The sequence below is a fragment of the uncultured Jatrophihabitans sp. genome (assembly GCF_964252635.1).
GTDB lineage: Bacteria > Actinomycetota > Actinomycetes > Mycobacteriales > Jatrophihabitantaceae > Jatrophihabitans.
On the sequence record NZ_CAXUNP010000055.1, the window covers coordinates 1 to 20,765 of the forward strand.

20 protein-coding genes and 1 tRNA gene are annotated in these 20,765 nt (G+C 70.9%); 13 read left to right on the forward strand and 8 right to left on the reverse strand.

Translation table 11 applies throughout. From position 1 onward, the window contains the following. Positions 1–88 precede the first annotated feature (88 nt). Positions 89–589 (forward strand): hypothetical protein, encoded by a 501-nt coding sequence (locus tag ACFFCA_RS17845; RefSeq protein WP_375487259.1) that lies wholly within the window; start codon positions 89–91, stop codon positions 587–589. Positions 590–653: 64 nt separating this feature from the next. Beyond that, positions 654–727, forward strand: a tRNA-Ala gene (locus ACFFCA_RS17850). A gap of 522 nt (positions 728–1,249) precedes the next feature. Here the strand turns inward: ACFFCA_RS17850 and ACFFCA_RS17855 are convergent. Both ACFFCA_RS17855 and ACFFCA_RS17860 read right to left on the reverse strand, forming a co-directional pair. Further along, a complete protein-coding gene (locus ACFFCA_RS17855; RefSeq protein ID WP_375487261.1) occupies positions 1,250–3,274 on the reverse strand; it encodes a choice-of-anchor A family protein in 2,025 nt (674 codons plus the stop codon). Between the two features lie 78 nt (positions 3,275–3,352). After that, the gene (locus ACFFCA_RS17860) at positions 3,353–4,426 is read right to left on the reverse strand and encodes an oxygenase MpaB family protein (protein ID WP_375487263.1); all 1,074 of its coding nucleotides are present in this window, start codon (positions 4,424–4,426) and stop codon (positions 3,353–3,355) included. 158 nt (positions 4,427–4,584) lie between these two features. Here ACFFCA_RS17860 and ACFFCA_RS17865 point away from each other — a divergent pair, with 158 nt between their 5' ends. The 3 genes from ACFFCA_RS17865 to ACFFCA_RS17875 are packed head-to-tail and all read left to right on the forward strand — an operon-like array spanning position 4,585 to position 7,145. Next, the gene (locus ACFFCA_RS17865) at positions 4,585–5,253 is read left to right on the forward strand and encodes a Pr6Pr family membrane protein (protein WP_375487265.1); all 669 of its coding nucleotides are present in this window, start codon (positions 4,585–4,587) and stop codon (positions 5,251–5,253) included. A gap of 24 nt (positions 5,254–5,277) precedes the next feature. Further along, positions 5,278–6,261, forward strand: coding sequence for a D-2-hydroxyacid dehydrogenase family protein (locus ACFFCA_RS17870; RefSeq protein WP_375487267.1), 984 nt, complete (start codon positions 5,278–5,280; stop codon positions 6,259–6,261). A 38-nt stretch (positions 6,262–6,299) separates the two neighbouring features. Next, on the forward strand, positions 6,300–7,145 hold the full coding sequence (locus ACFFCA_RS17875; RefSeq protein WP_375487269.1) for a hypothetical protein: 846 nt from the start codon (positions 6,300–6,302) through the stop codon (positions 7,143–7,145). 6 nt (positions 7,146–7,151) lie between these two features. On the opposite strand, the gene ACFFCA_RS17880 is transcribed toward ACFFCA_RS17875, so the two are convergent. After that, complete coding sequence (locus tag ACFFCA_RS17880; RefSeq protein ID WP_375487271.1) at positions 7,152–8,831, reverse strand: hypothetical protein; 1,680 nt, start codon at positions 8,829–8,831, stop codon at positions 7,152–7,154. Between the two features lie 93 nt (positions 8,832–8,924). Further along, entirely contained in the window at positions 8,925–9,923 is a 999-nt protein-coding gene (locus ACFFCA_RS17885) for an NAD-dependent epimerase/dehydratase family protein (RefSeq protein WP_375487273.1), read from the reverse strand. Between the two features lie 82 nt (positions 9,924–10,005). Here ACFFCA_RS17885 and ACFFCA_RS17890 point away from each other — a divergent pair, with 82 nt between their 5' ends. The 7 genes from ACFFCA_RS17890 to ACFFCA_RS17920 are packed head-to-tail and all read left to right on the forward strand — an operon-like array spanning position 10,006 to position 16,449. Beyond that, complete coding sequence (locus tag ACFFCA_RS17890; protein WP_375487274.1) at positions 10,006–11,448, forward strand: YcaO-like family protein; 1,443 nt, start codon at positions 10,006–10,008, stop codon at positions 11,446–11,448. After that, entirely contained in the window at positions 11,445–11,747 is a 303-nt protein-coding gene (locus ACFFCA_RS17895) for a hypothetical protein (RefSeq protein WP_375487276.1), read from the forward strand. Before ACFFCA_RS17890 ends, ACFFCA_RS17895 begins: the two co-directional genes overlap by 4 nt. Beyond that, a complete protein-coding gene (locus ACFFCA_RS17900; protein ID WP_375487278.1) occupies positions 11,744–12,421 on the forward strand; it encodes a polysaccharide deacetylase family protein in 678 nt (225 codons plus the stop codon). The genes ACFFCA_RS17895 and ACFFCA_RS17900 overlap by 4 nt, the downstream gene beginning before the upstream one ends. A 46-nt stretch (positions 12,422–12,467) precedes the next feature. Next, positions 12,468–13,826, forward strand: a complete 1,359-nt coding sequence (locus ACFFCA_RS17905; protein ID WP_375487280.1) for an ABC transporter substrate-binding protein — start codon at positions 12,468–12,470, stop codon at positions 13,824–13,826. Continuing rightward, positions 13,823–14,773 (forward strand): carbohydrate ABC transporter permease, encoded by a 951-nt coding sequence (locus tag ACFFCA_RS17910; protein WP_375487282.1) that lies wholly within the window; start codon positions 13,823–13,825, stop codon positions 14,771–14,773. Before ACFFCA_RS17905 ends, ACFFCA_RS17910 begins: the two co-directional genes overlap by 4 nt. After that, on the forward strand, positions 14,737–15,666 hold the full coding sequence (locus ACFFCA_RS17915; protein ID WP_375487284.1) for a carbohydrate ABC transporter permease: 930 nt from the start codon (positions 14,737–14,739) through the stop codon (positions 15,664–15,666). The genes ACFFCA_RS17910 and ACFFCA_RS17915 overlap by 37 nt, the downstream gene beginning before the upstream one ends. 9 nt (positions 15,667–15,675) lie before the next feature. Then, complete coding sequence (locus tag ACFFCA_RS17920; RefSeq protein WP_375487286.1) at positions 15,676–16,449, forward strand: DeoR/GlpR family DNA-binding transcription regulator; 774 nt, start codon at positions 15,676–15,678, stop codon at positions 16,447–16,449. Between the two features lie 163 nt (positions 16,450–16,612). On the opposite strand, the gene ACFFCA_RS17925 is transcribed toward ACFFCA_RS17920, so the two are convergent. From ACFFCA_RS17925 to ACFFCA_RS17940, 4 genes are read right to left on the reverse strand one after another with little or no spacing between them, the layout of a single operon-like run. Beyond that, entirely contained in the window at positions 16,613–17,062 is a 450-nt protein-coding gene (locus ACFFCA_RS17925) for a GNAT family N-acetyltransferase (RefSeq protein WP_375487288.1), read from the reverse strand. A 57-nt stretch (positions 17,063–17,119) separates the two neighbouring features. Further along, a complete protein-coding gene (locus ACFFCA_RS17930) occupies positions 17,120–17,551 on the reverse strand; it encodes a hypothetical protein (protein WP_375487290.1) in 432 nt (143 codons plus the stop codon). An 8-nt stretch (positions 17,552–17,559) separates the two neighbouring features. Continuing rightward, on the reverse strand, positions 17,560–18,084 hold the full coding sequence (locus tag ACFFCA_RS17935; protein ID WP_375487292.1) for a GNAT family N-acetyltransferase: 525 nt from the start codon (positions 18,082–18,084) through the stop codon (positions 17,560–17,562). 38 nt (positions 18,085–18,122) lie between these two features. Further along, complete coding sequence (locus tag ACFFCA_RS17940; RefSeq protein WP_375487294.1) at positions 18,123–19,100, reverse strand: LacI family DNA-binding transcriptional regulator; 978 nt, start codon at positions 19,098–19,100, stop codon at positions 18,123–18,125. Positions 19,101–19,529: 429 nt separating this feature from the next. On the opposite strand from ACFFCA_RS17940, the gene ACFFCA_RS17945 reads away from it, so the two are divergent. Then, on the forward strand, positions 19,530–20,765 hold a 1,236-nt coding region (locus ACFFCA_RS17945), incomplete at its 3' end, for a glycoside hydrolase domain-containing protein (RefSeq protein ID WP_375487296.1).

Consider the following 20,765-nt stretch of genomic DNA (forward strand, 5'->3'; position numbering starts at 1 on the left):
ATGCATTCCTGGCCGACGCCGCCGACCTGGTGCCGGTGGTGCTGCCGTTGCTGGAAGAGGAGGCGGTGCCCGTGGCGGGAGGAGAGGCATGATACGAGAGATCACCCGAGCCCCGCTGGCCGCCCCGGCCCGCCGGCCCGTGCCCGCCGCCCAGGAGGCGCTGATGTACCCGCCCGACCACTCCGACCTGTCCGAGGCACGGGTGCAGATGCTCGCGCGGCGCCGCCGCTCGCTGGCCATCCTCGCCGGCGGCAGCATGCTGTTCGTCCTGCTCGCGCTCGTCATGGGTGGCGTGCTGTGGTTGCTGGCCGCGCCGTTCCTCATCGGTCTCGCCGGCTACACCTGGTTCCTGCGCAGCCAGGCCCTCAACGACCGAGCACGGCGCGAGACCCGTCAGGCCCGCGCCGCGTCCCGTCGTCCCAGCGGCTACGACGCCACCACCGAGTTCGGTCGCTTCGAGCAGGCCCCGGAGTCGATCGTGCGCATCGACGACGACGACATCGAACTGCACAGCATGGACACGATCGACCTGACCGGCCTCTACTCCGAGGAGCAGGAGCCCGAGACGGTCGTCCGCCGCGCGAGCTGACGGGTGGCTCCACGCGGGCTGATAGTGTCGTCGACGGCCTTCGGGCCGCCCGGTCTACCGACCAGGGGCTGTGGCGCAGTCCGGTAGCGCACCTCGTTCGCATCGAGGGGGTCAGGGGTTCGAATCCCCTCAGCTCCACTTACGGGTCAGGATTTGCGGGCCCTATATCGGTCCGTCGGCATGCCGTTGATCGTTTGACCCTAGCCCGAGTGCATTGGCGCGGCGAGAATGCCCGGGGATTCGGGGTTTCAGCCCTCCTCGACCAAAGCGGACTCGGCACCAGACTCAACCCGCCCCGCCTGGACGAGGGCATCGTGCGTCGGCGGCCCGCAAGGTCGACCCGGTCACCCAGGCATTGAGCCGGGCAGTCCTAGAGCGGCTGCCCGATCTCGGCGGCCTGGCCTACCGTTCCCGCCTCGACGATAACGGATGGTGCTGAGCGATCTGGGACGACACCGAAATCCTCATCAACGTCGAACCGCTGAGTCCCGCAAAACGCTCCCAGCCCACGACCCGCAGTTCAATCGAGGTGTCGCCGTCTCTGAGGAACATACGCCGACGCACCTCGCTTGCACTGACACCTACGTCGTTGACGAAATCTTGCGTCGTCGGAAGCTGGGTTGTCCGATCCGGACCGCCGGTGGCACCACGACGGTGTTTTTAGTGGGTCCGGCGCGGTCGCACGCGACGCGGGCCGCGGCTCGACGCCAGGCCGAGCGAGCCCAAAAGAAGCAGTAGGAGGCCGAGGACCCCGATGCCGATCAGCGGCACACCGGTGGCGGCGAGACTGCCCGCCGCCCCCGCGCGCGAGCCGGCGTAACTCGGCGCCACACTGCCCGCAGGCGTCGTCGAACCCTCCGGTGTCGATCGGTCCGGGTCCGCGGCGACGGTGTTCGTGACAGTGATGCGGCGAATCGGGACCGACCCGCCGATCACGATGCGGGCCGGGGACAGCGACGGTGATCCCCAGTGGAAGCCGGGCGCGAGCCCGCCGTGCGGCGTGTCCTCGTGCACCGTGCAGACCGTCCCGGTCGGTAGGCGGACCGGACGGCCGTCCAGGGTTGGGCCGGCGATACCACCCGGCGACAGGGTCACGGTGCCGCGGGCGTCGTCGCTGTCCACCTGCGTCCAGCGGCCGTCGGCTCCTTCGGCGTACGCGGGCGCATCGCATTGCCAGGGGACCGTGAAGGTGGTGCGGTCGCCGGCGAGACCCCCGGCCGGATCCCTGACGTGTTTGACCGTGTCGAAGCGCCCCAACAGGGTGTTCGCCACCGAGACCGCGATCGTGGTGCCGGTGCCCACCACGAATTGGTCGCCCACTGTGCCGTTCACCGTCCAGACGGGTTCGGCCCAGGCCCAGTCCCGCAGGTCGACGGGCCGTCCCGCCTCGTCGACCCGGGTGAGGTCCTCCGCCAACGTGCAGCGGTATCCGGGCGGCAGGCCGCTGACCGTGGTCGTCTCGCCGGGTCGGACCAGCCAGCTCTCGTGGAAGACGTTGCGGGGCCCGGTGTCCTCGCACGTCACCGAACCACGGAACGTCGGGTCGGTCAGCAACGAGCCCGGCGTGAGGATCTTGGTCAGGGTCAGCGACGAATCCGGTGTCACGACCTCGGGGGTGCAGTCGAACACGGGATCGCCAATCCAGGGGTAGTTGTGCAGCTCGTTTCCGGTTCCCCGGACGCTGATGTCGCCCCCCGAGTACACCCGGCCGTTGGTGCTCGCGGTGATGTCCACGCTGGCGCCGGCGGTCGAGGCCAGGATGCTGCCGAGCACCTGGCTCGTCCCCCCGATGTCGACCGCGTCGGCGGTGGTGAGGTTCCACAACAGCGCGGACGCGGCGTTGCCGAAGTCGTCGGCGGCTGGGTCGTCGACCCGTATGCCGTCGACGGAGTAGTAGGTCGGGGCCAGCGTCACCGTGGGGCCGCCGGTGACGTTGACGACGACGGGGGCGTAGGCGCCGCTGCCCTGCCGCGGGATGCCGGTGAAGACGAACTCGGTGGCGGCCTTGAGCTGCGCAGCCGTCACCGAGAAGACTTGGCGCGGCGACGTGTTGTCGCCGGCGAAGGTCAGTTGCCGTCCGGACGGGACCGCCGCGACGCCGGTCAGAGCACCAAAGGACTGTGACGCGGCGGAGATCGTCCCGGTGAAGCCCCGGTAGCGATCGGCTGCGGTGGACGGGTTGACGATAGCGCCCCGGTTGGTCTCGATGCGGTCCGTGCCGGTGATGGCTCCCGCCACTGCCACGTTGCCGCCGAATCGGCCGTCGGATCCCGTCGCACCGCTACCGACGTCCAATGTCGTGGTCGGGCCGACGTTCAGGTCGCCGCCCACCACCAGCATGTCGCTGCCGGGCGGCGGAGCGATCTGCGACCCGGCGCCCACCGTGCCCACGTTGAAGGTGCCGCCGTTCGACTTCACGAAGGAGGCGGAGCCCAGGGCGACCAACAACCCCTCTGACTCGGCGGCGCTGCCGGAGGCCCGGAAGTCGTCGGCGGCGAAGACCGCGACGTTGGCGTCGGTGAACCCCGGCGGCCCCCCGATGCCCGGGGCGTCGCCCGGATCGGGGCAGTCCGGGTCCTGCGCGGCCACTGCCGCCGTCGCGGTGACGAGGGTGTCGACCGCGATCAGGCCGGACGCACCGAGGATGACGGTTGCAACGACAGCGAGTGATCGGCGACCCACCATGTGCCTACCGTGCCAGGCTGGCGGCGCGGAGTCTCTGTCACAACTTGTCCGGGTTCTGCTGCACCGATGACGCCTGCGTCAGGCGCTCTCGGTGAACTCCAGCAGTGCGTCGTGGTGGTGGTGCGCGTAGGGCCGGTCGCCGGTTCCGGCGGCCCGCTGCTGCACCAGGCGTGCGTACTGCTCGCGAGGGGTCACCGGCATGCCGAACCGCACGCGGGCCTCGGCCGGGGTGTACACGACCGGGTTCGTGGCCGGCACGTCGCAGAGCACCGGAGCCAGCACCGGCGTCGTCCGCGGTGAGAGCGCGTTCAAGGTCGTGAGCTCGGTCGCGCGGCGTCCGGCCAGCGAGCGCATCGCCAGCCGGATCACGGGGGTGCAGATCAGATCGACCGCCCGGCTCTGCGGCGTCGCCCCTACACGGCGCATCCAGCGCGGCATGGTGGCAATGACGCCGCGCCTGACGATTGCGTTGACCACCCGGCGCACGATCGTCGGCACGGCCGGGGGCAGGATCTCGCGGGTCAGATCGAGCAGGTAGTCCATCATGTCCTGCGCCACCTCGGACCCGACGAGCTTCGGGCGGTAGCTCTCAAAGTAGGCGCGAACGCCCTCGCGTGAGGTCGGCACGTTCGTCGGGTCGATTGTCTGGAAGTGGGCGGCGACCGCGCACTCGCGCCAGTACCGGGCCTCGTCTGCGGCACTGAGCCGGCCCGGTCCGAACACCTCGTAGACGTACAGGATCGAGTGCCACGCGGTCAGGTGGATCCACAGCTGCGAGTCCGGGTCGTTGGCGTCGAAGCGATTGCCGGTGACGGGCTCCGGGCCTACCGCCCGGGCGTGGATCTTCATCAGCACGTCGGCGGACTTGAGCACCGACTCGGCGTCGCCGAAGATGACAGTCGCGAAGTACTGCATCGTCCGGTCATAGCGCAGCGGCGTGCGCTGGCGAACCTGTCCGCTGTCGGCCACCGAGGCAACGAGGTAGGGGTCCAGTTCCTCGATGACGACGGCCCGCATGAAGCCGAGCAGCAGCGACGTCGGATACCGCCACACCCGCCAGGCGACCGAGTCGGGGCCGAAGAACCCGTAGTCGGCTGCGGGGTGCACTGCCGCTCCGGCGAGGTCCGGTGACCTGGCCACGTCCTGCGTCACGTCGGTCGCCCTTTCCGTCGGTAAGCGTCTCGGTGTGTGACAGTAAAGTACCTGCAACGCTCTGTCCTATCAACTTGGGGTCCGGACTGTGCACCGGCCCGGCGGCACGGGATGGCAGTAGCGTGAGCGCGTCGGGATGCGGCGGAAGAAGAACGCGGATGGCCGAGCGCGAGCACGAGCCGGATCCCGGTGTGGGCCGGGTGCCCGCATCGGCGCGCGGCCTCGTCGCGGGCCGGGTAGTGGCCGCGTTCCTGGGGTTCAGCGCGCTGGTCACCGAGGTGGCCACCCTGCTCGCACAGCACCGTTTCCACGGCGGCAACTTCTTCAGCTACTTCACCGTCGAGGCCAACACGCTGGCGGTCATCAGCCTGGTGGTCAGCGCGTTCGCGACGGCGACGCGATCAACCCGTCGAGGCCTTGACCTCTACCGCGGCGCGGTGACCCTCTACATGACGACGACGATCCTCGTGTTCATCGTGCTGTTGTCCGGGTATTCGTCGTCCGAGCTCACCGCGGTGCCCTGGGACAACACGGTGCTGCACTACGTCATGCCGATCATCGTGATCATCGACTGGCTGGTTGCCCCACCCGCACGTGCCGTCGCCTACCGGTCCGCCCTGGTCTGGCTGGCGGTGCCGTTGGCGTACCTGGTCTACAGCCTGATCCGGGGACACTCGGTGCACTGGTACCCGTACCCGTTCGTGAACCCGTCGCAGCACGGGTACCTCGGCGTCGCCGTGACCTCGGCCGTCATCGCGGTGATCCTGGCCGCGCTGATTTGGGTCATCGCCAACACCCCACGACTCCCGCTGCCCCGCAGCACGTGACGCGTGCCGTGGTGCAATGACGTCATGCCGACCATCCGCCGCATCGCCCTGCTCGACGACTTCCAGGACGTGGGGACGTCGGTGGCCGACTGGTCGCAGCTCGGCGACGTCGAGGTGGTGGCGTTCACCGACCACCTCGCCGACCCGGATGCGCTGGTCGAGGCCGTCGCCGACTTCGACGCCGTAGTGGCGATGCGCGAACGCACCCCGCTGACGGCCGACCTGTTCGACCGGCTCCCGCGCCTGCGCCTCATCGTGTCCACCGGGCCCGGGAACGTGGCCATCGACGTCGGCGCGGCCAACGAGCACGGGATCACGGTGTGCGGCACGGGCGGCGTCTCGGACAACAGCGCCACCGTCGAGATGGCGTGGGCGCTGATTCTCGCCACCGCCCGCTCGGTGGCCGCCGAGGACGCGCGGCTGCGTGCCGGCGGGTGGCAGCAGACCGTCGGGCGCGACCTCGCGGGGCACCGGCTCGGGGTCATCGGCCTGGGCGGCATCGGCGGCCCCGTCGCCCGCATCGGTCTGGCGTTCGGCATGGACGTCGTCGCCTGGAGCGAGCACCTCGACCCGGACGCCGCCCGCGAGCAGGGGGTGACCCCCGTCGACCGGGACGAGCTGCTGCGCACCTCCGACGTCGTGACGATCCATCTCAAGCTGTCCGACCGGACGCGTGGGCTGATCGGCGCCGAGCAGCTCGGGCTGATGAAGCCCGACGCGATCCTGGTGAACACGTCGCGCGGTCCCATCGTCGACGAGGACGCGCTGCTGGAGGCGTTGCAGCGCGGCAGCATCGGCGGCGCCGGTCTCGACGTGTATTCCGTCGAACCCCTGGCCGCCGATTCCCCGTGGCGCGACGCGCCGCGCACGGTGCTGACGCCCCACCTCGGCTACGTCACCGAGGACACGCTGACCGCCATGTACCGCGACGCCGTGGAGGACGTCGCCGCCTACGAGCGCGGCGAGCCCGTCCGCGTCTTCGAGGTGGAGCAAGGGTCGGGTCGCTAGCGCTGCGCAGGTCCCCGGACACGTGCGACGATCAGGCCATGGGCTTGAAGAACTGGCTGCACAACAAGCGGTTGTCCGACCCCGTCGACGGCACCTATGAGCTGACATCGTGCTCGTCGAACAGCGGCGGGGCCGCCTACGAGAACTGCCGGATGCACGGCGTGGTCACCGCGCCGGGTATCAACCCGGTGGCTGTCGAGCACTACTGCACGGCGCCGACGAAGCGTTGGCCGCAACCCGGACAGACGCTGCCCGTCACCGTCGATCGCGCAGACCCGACGCGCCTGCACATCGAGTGGGAGCATCTGCCGACGGACCGGGAGCGTGGCCAGCAGCTCGCCGAGGAACTCGCTGGTTCCATGTCGACCGGCGGGGCGTCGGGCACGGTGCCGTTGACGAAAGACACCGTCCGCCAGGAGTCCACGACGCTGCCGGTCGGCACGCTCGGGGCGGCACAGTCGCTGATCGACTCGATCGTCAAGGCCGCCGAGGCGCAGGGCGCACACGTCACCACCGACGTCACCTACAGCGTGGTCGGTGCGCCGGGACGTGCGATGCCGGGAGCGGCGGGTGGCGGCTTGACTCCCGAGCAGGCCGCTGCCGCCGGCACGGCGAGCGGTATGCAGCGCGCGTCCGCGCGGGTGCTGGCCGTGCACGAGGTCGCCGTCCCGCCCGGGATGCCGGGTGGTGGCGCGGCCGGCACCGTCGACCTCACGCTGGACGTCGCCCCGGTGACGGGCGAGGGGTGGACGACCACGATGCGCATAGCGTTCAGCACCCCGCAGAAACGAGCCGCAGTCGCGACCGTCGGCACGACGCTGCCGGTGTTCGTCGACCCCTCCGCGCACGACCGCATCGCCATCGACACGGCCTCGCTCACATGACGGCGGCTACCCGGTCACGGTGAAGGTCGCGGACTGGTCGAGCAGCAGGCTGTGCACGGTCAGCGTGTGCCGGCCGACGATCAGACCCTTGTCCTGCGGCCGGAACGCGTAGGTGATGTTGCCCGAGGTGTCGGCGGTGACCGTCGCCAGTGTCGTGCCGTCCACGGCCAGGGTGACCGGGTGGTCGGGCAGGAAGCCGCGTGACGTGATGTCCAGCGGCGAGCCGGGGGCGACCGCCGACGACGGCGTCAACGCCAGCGTGCGCCCGAACGGCTTGAGCGCCTGGACGGCGTGGCCGGTCATCGGGTTGCCGCGGGTCGCCTCGGCGAGCGCCGGAGCGAAGCGCGCGGCGTTCACCGTGCCCCAGCCCGAGGCGACGTCGTAGCCCTTGGTCGCCGTGTACCCCGGGATGGTGCCGAAGTCGTTGTTGCCCGACGTGACGTCGACCAGGCCGTCCGACGCAGCGTGCTTGCCCAGCGTGCCGTAGAGGACCTCGTTGATCGGCCCCAGGTTCGCGCCCTTGACCTGCGTGGCCAGGGCCAGCACGCCGGCGAACAGCGGGGCGGCCTCGGACGTGCCGTCACGACTGTTCATGGTGATGTCGGGCAGCGAGCGCTGGGTGCTGCCCGTGATGCGGGCGACGCCGTCCTGGTAGGCGGGTCGCGGGTACATCTCCGACAGCCCGGCACCCTCGATCGGGTCGAGCGGGAACGTCTTCGCCGCGCCCTCGCCCACGTACTTCGGTGAGGAGCCGCCGACGGCGGTGATCCACGGTGAGTCGGCCCAGGTCGCCGACGCCGGGCCGGAGGACACCGTGCCGCACTGCCGAGTGGCGGTGGTGAGGTTCTGGGCGGCCCCGCAGTCACCGGTGGCGTTCGCGATCGGCACGCCGTGCGCCGCCGCGGTCACCTCGCCGACGTCCTGCGCGTGGATCTCCTTGGCGCCGCGGCTGTAGTCGGTCTCGCTGGAGCCGTCGCTGATGGACATGACGTTCGCGATGTTGTGGGTGCTCAGGTACTCCATGCCCTTGACGATCTCGGGCATGGCGACCTCGCTGGACGGGTCGCCGGTGATCTCGCTGTCCGACGGCGTCGCCGAGATGACGATCTTGGCGTACGGCGCCATGAGGTGCACGGCCTCGACGTCGAGCTCGAGCTCGCCCTGCCAGGCGTCGCACGAGCCGTAGGAGCCGAGCTTGACCATGCCGGCCGGGCACTGGGCGGGCAGCGGACCGTTCGGGTACACGGTCTCGACCGTGGCGTGCGGCAGCCCGACCTGGTCGTCGAGGGCGTTCAGGTCGGCCTGCATGCCGGGGTAGTTCCAGCCCTCCAGCACCGCGACGGCCGTGCCGTAACCGTCGATCCCGCGGGTCCAGAGCCGGTCGACGTGGTAGGAGAGCACGTCGCGCAGGTCGAGGTCGCCCCACCGCGACGAGCCGGACGCGAGCTGGGCCCGGATGCGCGCCAACGCGTTCTTCAGAGTCGTGATCTGCTCGCGCTTGGCCGCCGGGGACGCCGCGGGCACCGTGCGCTGGGACAGCAGGTGTGCGGACGCGCCGGCGGGTGTCGACGGCTGGGCGCCGGCGGTGGAGTACGCGGCGACGCCGGCCAGCGCCAGGGCCGCCACGGCCAGGGCGATGACGAGGGTGGTTGCGCGACGGCGTGCGGCGCGTCGGACTCGTGACATGGGTGCTCCCTGAGCGGCGGATGATCACCTGCATCGAAGCACCGGCGGCCGCCCGGTGTCGATACCCCGCCAAAGACGACTATTCGGACTCTCTCAGGGCTCGTCGAACGAGGCCAACGGTTGCTGGTCCTGCTGCAGCAACCAGGTGAGCGTCTCGCGAGCGGTCTGCCCCGCCGGCCGGAAGCGCAGGCCGGCACGGTGCGCGGCGGCCGAGTCGATCGCACGCTGCGGGATCTGGTCCTCCGGGTACCACAGCGGCCGGCCCTCCTCGTCGACGTCGCGCAGCGCGCCCCGCAGCGCGTCCTCGTCCGTCAGCCATCGCCAGCGCACGTCGTTGCGGACCGCGCGCGGGCCGGCAACGTCGCGGGCCGCGTCGAGACACTGCTGCAGGACGTCACGCAGCGGGTCGGCCCGCAGCGGCCCGACGGTGTTGAACGTGCCGGCGTGCTGTTGCGTCGCCATCGTCACCATCCAGGCGGCGATGTCGCGTGTGTCGCTGTACTGCACCGAGCGGTCGGGTGCACCGGGGGCCGGCACGGTGTCGGGCGCCGCGCCGGTCAGCGCCCGGTAGCAGCGCATCGGCCACCAGCTGAAGCGCTGCGACGGGTCGCGCGGGCCGACCATGATGCCCACCCGCGGGACGAGCACCGGCCCGTCGAAGACATCGTGCACGGCGTCCTCGGCGGCGAGCTTGGCGAGCGAACGCTCCTGCAGCGGGTCGTCGTCGGGTTCGACGCCGGCCCGCCGCACCGGTGCGCTCTCGTCCGGCACCTGCGGCCCGTCCGGCGCGTACACGCTCATCCCGGACACGTAGCAGTAGAGGCCGGCGGACCCCGAGAGCAGCTCGGCGGTGCGCCGGACGGCCGGTGCGCCCGGGTCGGTGTCGGTGAAGGTGTCGACGACGGCGTCCCACCGCCCGCCGCGCAACGCGTCGAGGTCGCCCTGCCGGTCGCCCGTCAGCACCTCGACGCCGTCGCGCGGCGCGCGGCCGGACCGGCTCAGCACGGTCACCTCGTGCCCGTCGCGCACCGCGGCGTCCACGACGTGGAAGCCGAGGAACCCACCGCCGCCCAGCACCAGCACCCGCGCCATGCTCAGTGACTACCCGCCGTGCGCCATCGCGGCACCGCGGCCCTAGGCTCCGCACGAGGGTGGCGGGCGAGGGGTGGACGGCATGGCGGTCGACGTGGTCGCGGGCTATCTCGCCGCGTTACGGGAATCGGGGCAGGCGCACCTCACCGAGTTCGAGCTCACCGGGTACGACCGGGTGGGCATCCCGGTGCACGCCGTCGTCCACGACGGTCGCGACGGGTCCGACGCGCACGGCGTCGGCTACGGCGCGACCGCGGGGGCGGCACGCATCGGGGCGCTCGGCGAGGTCGCCGAACGGGTGCTGCTGCGGCCCCCGGAGCCGGACCGGCTCGTCCGGGGCAGCGTCACCATGCTGCGGGGTCGTCTCGGTACGAACGCCGTCGTCGACCCGGTGTCGCTGGTGCTGCAGGCGGGCACCGACTACGACGAGGCGCGGGAGCTGCGGTGGGTGCCGGCCACCCGGTGGCCCACCGGCGAACAGGTGCTCGTGCCGGAGGAGTTCGCGCTGTCCGCGCCGCGGGGGGGAACTGACGGGCTGATCACGCCCGTCACCAACGGCCTCGGCGCCGGCGACACCCTCGAACGTGCCGTCTCGCACGGGTTGCTCGAACTCGTCCAGCGCGACGGCGACAACGTGCGCTTCCGTGCCCTCGACCGCGGCGTCGTCGTCGACCTCGCGGGGTGCTCCGACCCCGCCGTCCTGGCGGCCCGCGACACGCTGCGCCGTGCGGGCATCGAGCCGGTGGTGAAGCTGGCCTCGACCGAGCTCGCGTGCGTCGTCTACTGCGCCGGTCACGACGACGACCCGGCGACCCCGCCCATGGCCCTGGGCGCCCTGGGCGAGGCCGCGCACCCCGACCGCGGCGTGGCCGTCACCAAGGCGTTGCTCGAGTACGCCAGCTCGCGGGCACGCCGGGTGTTCGCCTTCGGCCCCCTGGGCGCGGTCCGGGCGCGACACCCCGACTACCTCACCGCCGAGCTGGCCCGGCCGCTGGGCGAGCAGGAGCCGCGGGCGCTCGAGGCCATGCGCGAGTGGACCGAGTGGGACGCCGACCGCATGCGGCGTGCGCTCGCACCGGTGTTGCGCGAACGGACGACCGTGCCGTGGTCGGACCTGCCGAGCTCGGCGGCCCGCACGCCGGATGACCTGCTGCGTCTGTTGAGCGGCAGGGTGCCGGACGTGCTGTACGTCCACGCGGAGGTGCAGGGGATGCACGTGGCCAAGGTGATCAGCCCGGGGCTCGAGGTGGAGACGCTGTCCTACCTGCGGGTCGGCGCGCGGGCGGCCGCCCAGCTGCTGGAGCTCGACCGCGGTCTGGTGGGCCACGGCGCGCCGAGCACCTCGGGTCAGCTGCCCGTCGCCCTGTCGGCAGCGGACACCGAACGCCTCGGTGGCCCGTTGTGGATCGACCGGGACGCCGTACGCGACGTGGTGGGGGAGCTCTACCCGCTCTACCGCGAACCGCGGCGGCACGCCGTCGACCGCACGGCCGGCGGGGCGCCCGACCCTGGACCCGCGCGATGACCGCGCCCTGGCGCGACACCATGCGGCGGGCGCTCGGCGCCGACGGCGGCCGGGACGGCGTCCCCATGCTGCTCGCCGTGTGCGACGAACGCCCGAACCGAGCCGCGGCCGACGAGGACCGCCCCGCCGACGGGCGGGCCGTGGCCGACCTGCTCGACGCCTGCCGGGACGCCCTGGCGCCCAGCGCCCGCGACGACGACCTGGGCGTCGTCATCACCCTGCTGGCCACCGTGGCCCGGCACGAGACGGAACAGATCGGTCACGAGACGCAGACGGACCACGAGGCGGGTCCGGCGTGAGCGCCCGCTTCGGGTTCCGTCGCCACCGCGACCTGATCGCCGCCCACGGACCGTTGCGCGTCGTCAACTGGCACACCACGCCGGCCGATGGCGCGCGCGCCCTCAAGCAGCGTCTGCAGGACCTGCAACGCCGGTGGGACGCGCTCGACCTGGCCGGGCTGGACGGTCTGTTCGACGGCGAGCAGCGGAGCCGTCCGGCGTTCGTACCGGTCTTTTACGAGGGCTACGCCGAGCACGTGACCGTGGCCGCCGAGGTGTGCGCCGACCTCGGGATCGCCGGTTGGTTCGCGGTCTGCACGGGCTTCGTGTCCTGCCCGGAGCCCGAGCAGGAGACCTTCGCGCGCTCGCACTGGATCGCGTTGGGACCGCACCAGCAGGACGGGGCGCGGCTGGCCATGACGTGGGACGAGGCGGCCGAGCTGGCCCGTGACCACGTCGTCTTCCCGCACACGGCGTCGCACGACGGGATCGCCGAGACGGTCGCCGACGAGGACCTCCGTCGTGAGGTGGTCGAGCCGAAGCAACTCATGGACGCGCGGTGCGGCCAGGACTCCGCCGCTTTCGCGTGGATGGGCGGCACGCCCTGGGGGGCCAGCGAGCGGCACGACGCGGCCGTCGCGGGCGCGGGCTACCGCTACGTCCTCAGCAACACCATGGTGCAGCGGCTGAAATAGTCTGCGCGCTATTGACGCAAACTGCGCGAACCTGCACGCTCGGGCCATGACCACTCGGCGGGCGTTCCTGCGCGGTGCACTGGGAACGGCGGCCGTGGCCGGCCTCGGTGGGTGCTCGTCGGTGCACTCCCTGGACAACGCCGGCGGCGATGCCGGAACCCGGTCGGTGACCTACGGCGCGAAGGCGCGCACGAGCGGCGCGAAGCGCAAGGGCACGTTGAGCCTGGCGTTCTGGGGCGGCAACGACGGTGAGAAGGCGGGGTTCGCCTACGCCAAGCGTAAGTTCGAACAGGCCAATCCGGGAACCCACATCGACCTGCGGATCGCGCCGTTCGACGGGTTCTTCGCCGGCATCGACCGGGGCATCCAGTCCGGTACCGCGCCCGACCTGTTCCGCGTCGACTACACGACCATCGGGCGCTACAGCAAGGCCGACGTCCTGCTGGACGTCTCGCCGTACTTCACGACCAGCGAGGTCGATGCGTTCCTGCCCGCCCTGTGGGAGGCGGTCAAATACCGTGGCGTGCCCTACGGCGTACCGCACCAGACCGACACCAGCTGCATCGTCTACGACAAGGCGGCCTTCGAGACCGCCGGTGTCGGCGCGGTGCCGCAGCGGCCGCAGGACGCCTGGACGTGGGAGGAGTTCTCCACCGTGGCCGGCAAGTTGCGGCGCACGTTGCCCGACAACAAGTTCCCGTTCGCCTTCGACTGGACCCTCGCCGGTGCCTACCGCTGGCTGAGCTGGCTGTACCAGGCCGGCGGCACACTGTTCAACGCCGACCGCACCGAGGCCGCGATCCCGAGTGCTGCCGCGACGAAGGCGCTGGACTACACCCGCTCGTTCTTCGACAAGAAATGGGTGCCGGGCAACAACACCATCAAGACCAGCATCTACAGCGACAACTTCTTCCTCTCGCGCACGGTGCCGATGAGTTTCGTCGGCGACTTCCTGGTGCCCGAGCTGGCCGGCAAGGACGGGTACAAGGGCGGGAACTGGGGCGCGACGTTCCTGCCGGTCGACCGGCGGGCGGCCACGGATCTCGGCGGCAACGCGATCGTGGCCCGCAAGAACGTCGACGACCCGGACCTCGCCGCCGCGTTCCTGAAGTTCCTCGTCGAGGAGAACATGATGAAGTACTTCTGCGAGAAGGCGGTCGAGCTGCCGACCCTGAAGTCGTTGTCCGGGCAGCAGCTCGACTACGCTTACCGCCCCGACGTGGTGTCGGTGTGCTCGCGTCAGCTGGGCGCGCTCGACGACTACATCGTCCGCGAGTCGACGGTGGCCGGCTTCGCCGACATCAACACCGCGCTGCAGGACCAGCTCGAGCTGGCGTTCCACGGCCAGCCGACGAAGACGACGCTCGGCGCCGTCGCCCTGCAGGTCAACCGGGCCGCGTCATGAGCGCAGTGGCGGCGCCGGCCGCGGCGACGATCGCCGACGCCGAGGACTCACCGCACCCGCGCGGCGGGTTGCGGGAACGCTTCGTGCCCGCTGCCGGGCTGTTCCTGCTTCCGAACATCGTGCTCGTCGCCGTGTTCCTGCTGACCCCGTTGGTGATGGCCTTCTACTACAGCTTCCAGAAGCTGGGCCCGCTCGGGACGACGCAGTACCTGGGCATCAACAACTACGCCGACCTGTTCCAGGACTCGGTGTTCTGGCGGTCGATGTTCAACACCGCGATCTTCACCATCGTGACCGTACCCGTCGGTATGGCGATCGGGCTCGGTGCGGCCGTGCTGCTGAACGGCCTGCTTCCCGGCCGCCTGCTCTACCGCGCCATCATCTTCCTGCCGCTCGTGGTGTCGGGCATCGCCACCGGCGTGCTCGGGGCGTGGATGTTCGACCAGTACAACGGCTTCATCGACAAGGGTCTGGCCGCGATCGGCATCTCCGGTCCGCAGTGGCAGTCGAGCGGCACGTGGTCGATGGTGTCGATCATGCTGGTGACCATCTGGCAGCGCATCGGCTTCGACATGCTCATCTACCTCGCCGGACTGCAGAGCATCGACGGGCGGGTGCTGGAGGCCGCCACCATGGACGGCGCCAGCACCTGGCAACGGTTCCGTCAGGTGGTGTTCCCGCTGCTCGGCCCGTCGACGTTCTTCCTGCTCGTCATGAACTTCATTTACTCCTTCCAGGTCTTCGACACGGTGTGGGCGATGACGCGAGGGGGTCCGTCCTACGACACGACGACGGTCGTCACCTACGCGTACCGGGCCTCGTTCGACGAGCACGGCCCGCAACAGCTGGGCTACGGCGCGGCCATCGGCATCGTCATCTTCGCCATCACCCTGGCCGTCACCGTGCTGCAGTGGCGACTGAGCAGGACGAGGGACGTGACGGGCTGATGGTCGACACCGCAGCGCCGAGCACCGGCGCCACACCCGTACGGTCCGGCGCGCCGTTGACCGTCAAGAAAGATCGCGGCCGCTTCTTCGTCCTGCGACTGATCGCCGCGATCGTGCTCACCCTCATCATGCTGTTCCCGCTGATCTGGATGGTGATCACGGCCCTCTCGCCGCAGGCCGACCTCTACCAGCCGGGCTTCCACCTCTGGCCGCGGCACTTCACCCTGCGTAACTTCACCGAGCCCATCGACGCCTTCCCGGTCTGGCGGTGGGCGGCGAACTCAGCGTTGATCACGGTCGCGGTCACCGCGATCACCGTGGTGTGCAACCTGCTGGCCGGCTACGCGTTCGCCAAGATGCCGTTCCGGGGGCGCAACGTGCTGTTCCTGGTGTTGCTGGCGACGCTGATGGTGCCGGTGCAGGCCATCATGGTCCCGCAGTTCGAGCTGTCGATCGACCTGAAGCTCTACGGCCACATCTGGGCGGTCATCCTGCCCGAGAGCGCGACGGTGTTCGGCATCTTCCTCGCGCGCCAGTTCTTCCTGTCCGTGCCCGACGACCTCATCGACGCGGCCCGGGTCGACGGTGCGGGCCAGCTCCGCACCTTCTGGTCCGTCGTGCTGCCGCTGTGCAAACCCCTGATCGCGGTGCTCGTGCTGCTGACCTCGATGTATGAGTGGAACGCGTTCGCCTGGCCGCTGGTGGCCCTGTTCGGCGACGACAAGAAGTTCACCCTCCCGCTGGGCATCGTCACCGACCTGCAGAACCAGTACACGACCAACTACGGCGCGCTGATGGCCATGACCCTGCTGTCCATCGCACCCATGATCATCCTGTTCGTCGCCTTCCAGCGGTACTTCGTCCAGGGGTTCGCCCGCACCGGGTTGCAGTAGGGCCGCACGATGTTGGCGGCCGAACGGCGGGAGCGACTTCTCGGCCTGCTCGACGGTTCCGGCCACCACCGCGTCGTCGAGCTCGCCGACGCGCTCGGCGTCAGCCTGTCGACCGTGCGCCGCGACCTGCAAAGGCTGCACGACCACGGGCAGGTGGCCCGCGTGCGCGGCGGCGCCGCGTCCCATGCGCCCCCGCGGACGCCGCCCGACGGTCAGCTGCCGGCCAAGAGGTCGATCGGCCGACGGGCAGCGGCCGAGGTCGAACCCGGCTCGACCGTCATGCTGCTGGGCGGCAGCACCACTCTGGCCATGGTCCCGTTCCTGGTCGACGTGCCCGACCTCACCGTGGTGACCAACGGGCTGGACATCGCCCACGCGCTGGCGCACACGGCTCCCCGCGTGACCCTGCTCGTCACGGGGGGTCTCGTCCACCGGGCGCAGCACACGATGGTCGGGGCGCTCGCCGAGGACGGCCTGCGCGGCCTGCACGTCGACACGCTCTTCGCCGGCGCCTGGGGACTGACCGCCGAGGCGGGCGCGACCGGCACCAAGGTCGGGCAGGCGCACCGGCCACGCTCCCGCGCCGGGTGGTGGCGACACGTCGACCGGCTCGTCCTGTTGTGCGACGCATCGAAGATCGGCCGCCGCGGGCCGGTGGTGCTGGCCGGCACCGAGCACATCTCGGCCGTCGTCACCGACGGTGCTGCGCCCGGTGACGAGCTCGACCGCCTGCGCGCACACGGCATCTCCGTCTCGGTGGTGGACGGACCGCACCTTTCTTGACGCAGCCGGGAGCGGGAGGTCAGGACGCGGCCCGGCCGGCGGCCCACTCGTCCTCGAGCAGCGACATCAGCACTTCGTCGTACCAGCGCCCGTCGTGCCAGACCGCAGAGCGGTACCGCCCCTCCTCGACGAACCCCGCCTTCTCGTACGCCCGGATGCCCGCTCAGTTGAAGGGCGCCACGGTGAGCTGGAGGCGGTGCAGGCCCATCTCGCGGAAGGCGTAGTCGACGAGGAGGCGGGTGGCGTCGCTGCCGTAACCGTGGCCGATGTGCTCCCGGCCCAGGGCGATGCCCAGGGTGGCGGAGCGGTCCTTCGTACGGACGCCGCGCAGATGCAGGCTGCCGACCAGCACCGGGGTCGGGTCCAGCGTCTCGATCGCGAAGCCGACGTCCTGCTCGACGTTGGCGCACCACTTCGCGACCTGCTCCTTGGCCGCCGCCTCCGACGGTGGCACGACCCAGTTCGACAAGGTGGCCAACGTCATGGGGTCCATCTCCCACCGCGCCAGCTCGGTCAGGTCGTCGTCGCGGACGCCGCGCAGGCGCACCCTGTCACCGACCAGCAGCGACTCGCCGAAGGCGAACGCACTTTCCACATCCGTCAGTTCCGTCATGGTCGGGATGCTGCCGTCCGACGCCGCTTGACGCCAGCGAGTTCCGGCCGAAGCCCGTCAGCCCGCCGCGGGCCGCCCGTCGCTGCGCATCAGCGGCACCGCGCGCGCCCAGATCGCGTCGCGGTCCACCGGTGCGGTCCACGAGTGGTGCACGCCGTGCATCAGGCCGCGCCACCGCGCGACGAGTTCGACGTGCGCAGGGTCGACAAGGAAGTCCCGCAGGTGCGTCTCGCTGCGCCACACCGACAGGTCTCCCATCAGCCGGCGGCCGGGCAGGAACCACTGCGCCAGCACCACCGAACCCTCGTGCCGGCTGAACAGCTGCGCCGCCCGACGCGCGGCCAGCCCGATCTGCGGGAGATCCCGCCACCGGTCGTAGGCGAAGACGGTGTGGCTGACGAAGCACTCGGCGTCCGTGTCCGGATCGCGGCCGTCGCGCCAGGGCACGGCGAACACGGGTCCGCGACGCGTCAGGTCCAGCAGAGCCACGCCGCACCCTAGCCCGGGTCGCGGGGAAGGATCATGACGCGGATCGGTTCGTAGGACGGCGGCAGCCAGTCGGGGCGGAACCGCCCGATCTCGAGCCACCCGCGGCTGAGGTAGAGCGTTACCGGCTCGTGGTGCCCGGCCACGACGTCCAGTACCGGTGCGCCGCCGCCGATCAGGGCCTGCTCGGTCGCGTGCGCGAGCAGCGCCGAGCCGATGCCCCGCCGGGGCAGGCGGCGGTCCGCGAACAGGACGCTGATGCACCGCAGGCGGTCGACCGGGACGCCGTGCGCGTCCGCCCACATCCGGCCCAGCTCGTCGTCGCCGACCGACACGATCGCGACGTGGCCGACGACCCGTCCGTCGAGCTCGGCCACCCACGCCGCGAGCTCGGTCGGACGCCGTACGAAGTCCCGTAGATCACCCTGCCAGGGCCAGCGCAGCGGGTACCTGGTCTCGGGCTGCTGCCTGGTGATGATGTCGACGAGCATCGGCAGGTCGTCGTCGTGCCGGGGACGGATCACGACATCAGGCACCGGCCAACTGTAGAAGGCGTGCGCACCGGCCGGCCGGGTCAGGGAGCCGGCAGGCTGGAGCCGCGGGCGATCAGCTCGGTCGCCAGGACGAGCTGGCGCCGCGGGCCGTCGTCGCCGTCGATGCGCGCGAACAGCAGCTCCGCGGCGTGCCGGCCTAGCGCCGCTGCGTCCTGGGCCACCACCGTCACCGACGGATCGAGCAGGTCGGCCAGCGCGAAGTCGTCGAAGCCGACGAGCGCGACGTGCCTGCGCCGCGCACCCAGCGCGCGGATCGCGCCCTGGGTCAGCAGGTTGTTGCCGGTGAACAGGGCGGTCACCGTCGTCGTGGCCAGCAGGTCGGCGGTGGCGGCCTCGGCGGCGGCTGCGTCGTGAGCGACGCGGCGCAGCTCCGGCTCGTCGGGCAGGGCGTGCGCCGTCAGCGCCTCCCGGTACCCGCGTAGCCGTTCGGCCGCGGTGTACGTCGCGGTGTCACCCACGTAGCCGATACGCCGGTGGCCCAGCGCGACGAGGTGGTCGACCGCGGACCGCGCCCCGTCGGCGTTGCCCGAGACCACCGAGTCCACGTCGACGCCACGCAACGGACGGTCCAGGGCGACGACGGCGGTGCCATGGGCCAGCTCGTCGGCAAGGTAGCCGAGGTCGGGTGACGAGGGCACGACCAGCAGGCCCTCGACGCGTCGCGCACACAGGCTGGCGATCAGCTGACGCTCGACGACCTGGTCCTGGTCGGAGCTGCCGGCGACGAGCAGGTATCCACGCGGCCGGGCCACCCGCTCGACGGCCTTGATCAGCGCGGCGTAGAACGGGTTGCCCACGTCTTCGATGACCAGACCCAGGGTGCGGCTCGACTGACCCGCGCGGCGCAGAGCCGCGGCGGACTCGTTGCGCTGGTAGCCCAGCGCGAGGGCGGCGTCGCGCACCCGTGTGGACGGGGCGGGGAGCACGCCCGGCTCGTCGTTGAGGACCCGGGACACCGTCTTCAGGCTGACGCCGGCGCGGGCCGCGACGTCACGCATGGTGGGACGTCGGCCGCCGCGTCCTGACAAGGTTGTCATGATGACCGACAGTGAGCCCGACTGCGTCGGTGCTGTCAATTGCTGACCCGCTCTGGCCGTCGCCGACCCGGTCTGGTCTCCGTCGGGGCGTGCGCGGGGTTGAGGACCTTTCTTCGTTACGGCCGTCAGGACGCCCGGAACGCATCAAGATCCATCCCCGAGTGCACGGGGTTGGCGATCTTCCTTCGTGCCGGTCGTCAGGACGCCCGAAACGCATGAAGATCCACCCGCGAGGGCCGCACGAGCCGGCTCGTCGAGACTGTCAACCGCACATCCTCCTGTGGGTTCCCCGTGAAGCCGCGCTTACTGCCTATTGACGACGTATTGGACAAAGGCTTACAACTCTGACGTCCGCTTCGACAACGTTGTCATCGATCGAAGGAGACGCCGGTGAGCGTCCTGCACCAACCATCCCCCTCCCGTACCCGGCGTCGGCGACTGCTCGCCGCGGGCGCCGCCGTCGTCACCCTGGCCGGTCTCGCGGTCGTCGCGCCCGACGCCTCGTCGGCCGCCCCCGCACGACCGAACGCCGTCAGCGACCCCGCGTCGCTGGTCAACCCGCTCGTCGGCACGTCCGGCGCCGTCGACACCTTCCCCGGCGTCGACGCACCGTTCGGCATGCTGCAGTGGAGCCCGGACACTTCGCCGGACCGCCCCGCCGGCGGCGGTTACGAGTACAACGACTCGCAGATCAGCGGCTTCAGCCTGAGCCACATCTCGGGCCCCGGCTGCGGGGTCGCGGGTGACATCCCGATGCTGCCCTACGTCGGCGACACCGGGTCCACCCCGGGCGACCTGACCGTCCCGTTCAGCCACAGCAACGAGACCGCCAAGATCGGTTACTACTCGGTCAAGACCGGCACCGGTGCCGACGCCGTCACCACCGCGCTCACCGGCACCACCCGCGCAGGGCTCGGCAAGTTCACCTACCCCGCCGGCACCGCGTCGCACCTCGTCGTCAAGCTGGCCGGCAGCGCCACCACCGTCGACGGCACCAGCGCCACCGTGATCGGCAACAAACAGCTCATCGGCTCGGTGACCACCGGCCACTTCTGCGGCCAGGGCACGGACGAGAACGACTACACCCTGCACTTCGACGTGCAGTTCAACCAGCCGTTCACCGCGAAGGCCGTCGGCACCAGCAAGAACGGCGGCCCGGCGAACGAGGTGCTGACGTTCGACACGACGAAGGCGCAGTCCGTCTCCGCCAAGGTCGGCATCAGCTACACCAGCGACACGAACGCGATCGCCAACCTGGCCGACGAGATCCCGGCCTGGGACTTCGGCGGCACCCGTGCGGCCACGACCAAGGCGTGGAACGACGTGCTGTCCAAGATCGAGATCGGCGGCGGCACGCGCACCCAGCAGGCGCAGTTCTACACCGCGATGTACCACTCGCTGCTGCACCCGAACGTCTTCAGCGACGTCAACGGTCAGTACATGGGCATGGACAACAAGGTCCACACCGTGGCCGACGGGCACGCGCAGTACGCGAACTACTCCGGTTGGGACATCTACCGCAGCCAGGTGCAGCTCGCCGCCATGGTCGCCCCGGCGCAGACCAGTGACTCGATCACGTCGATGCTCAACGACTACGACCAGTCCGGCATGTTGCCGAAGTGGGCG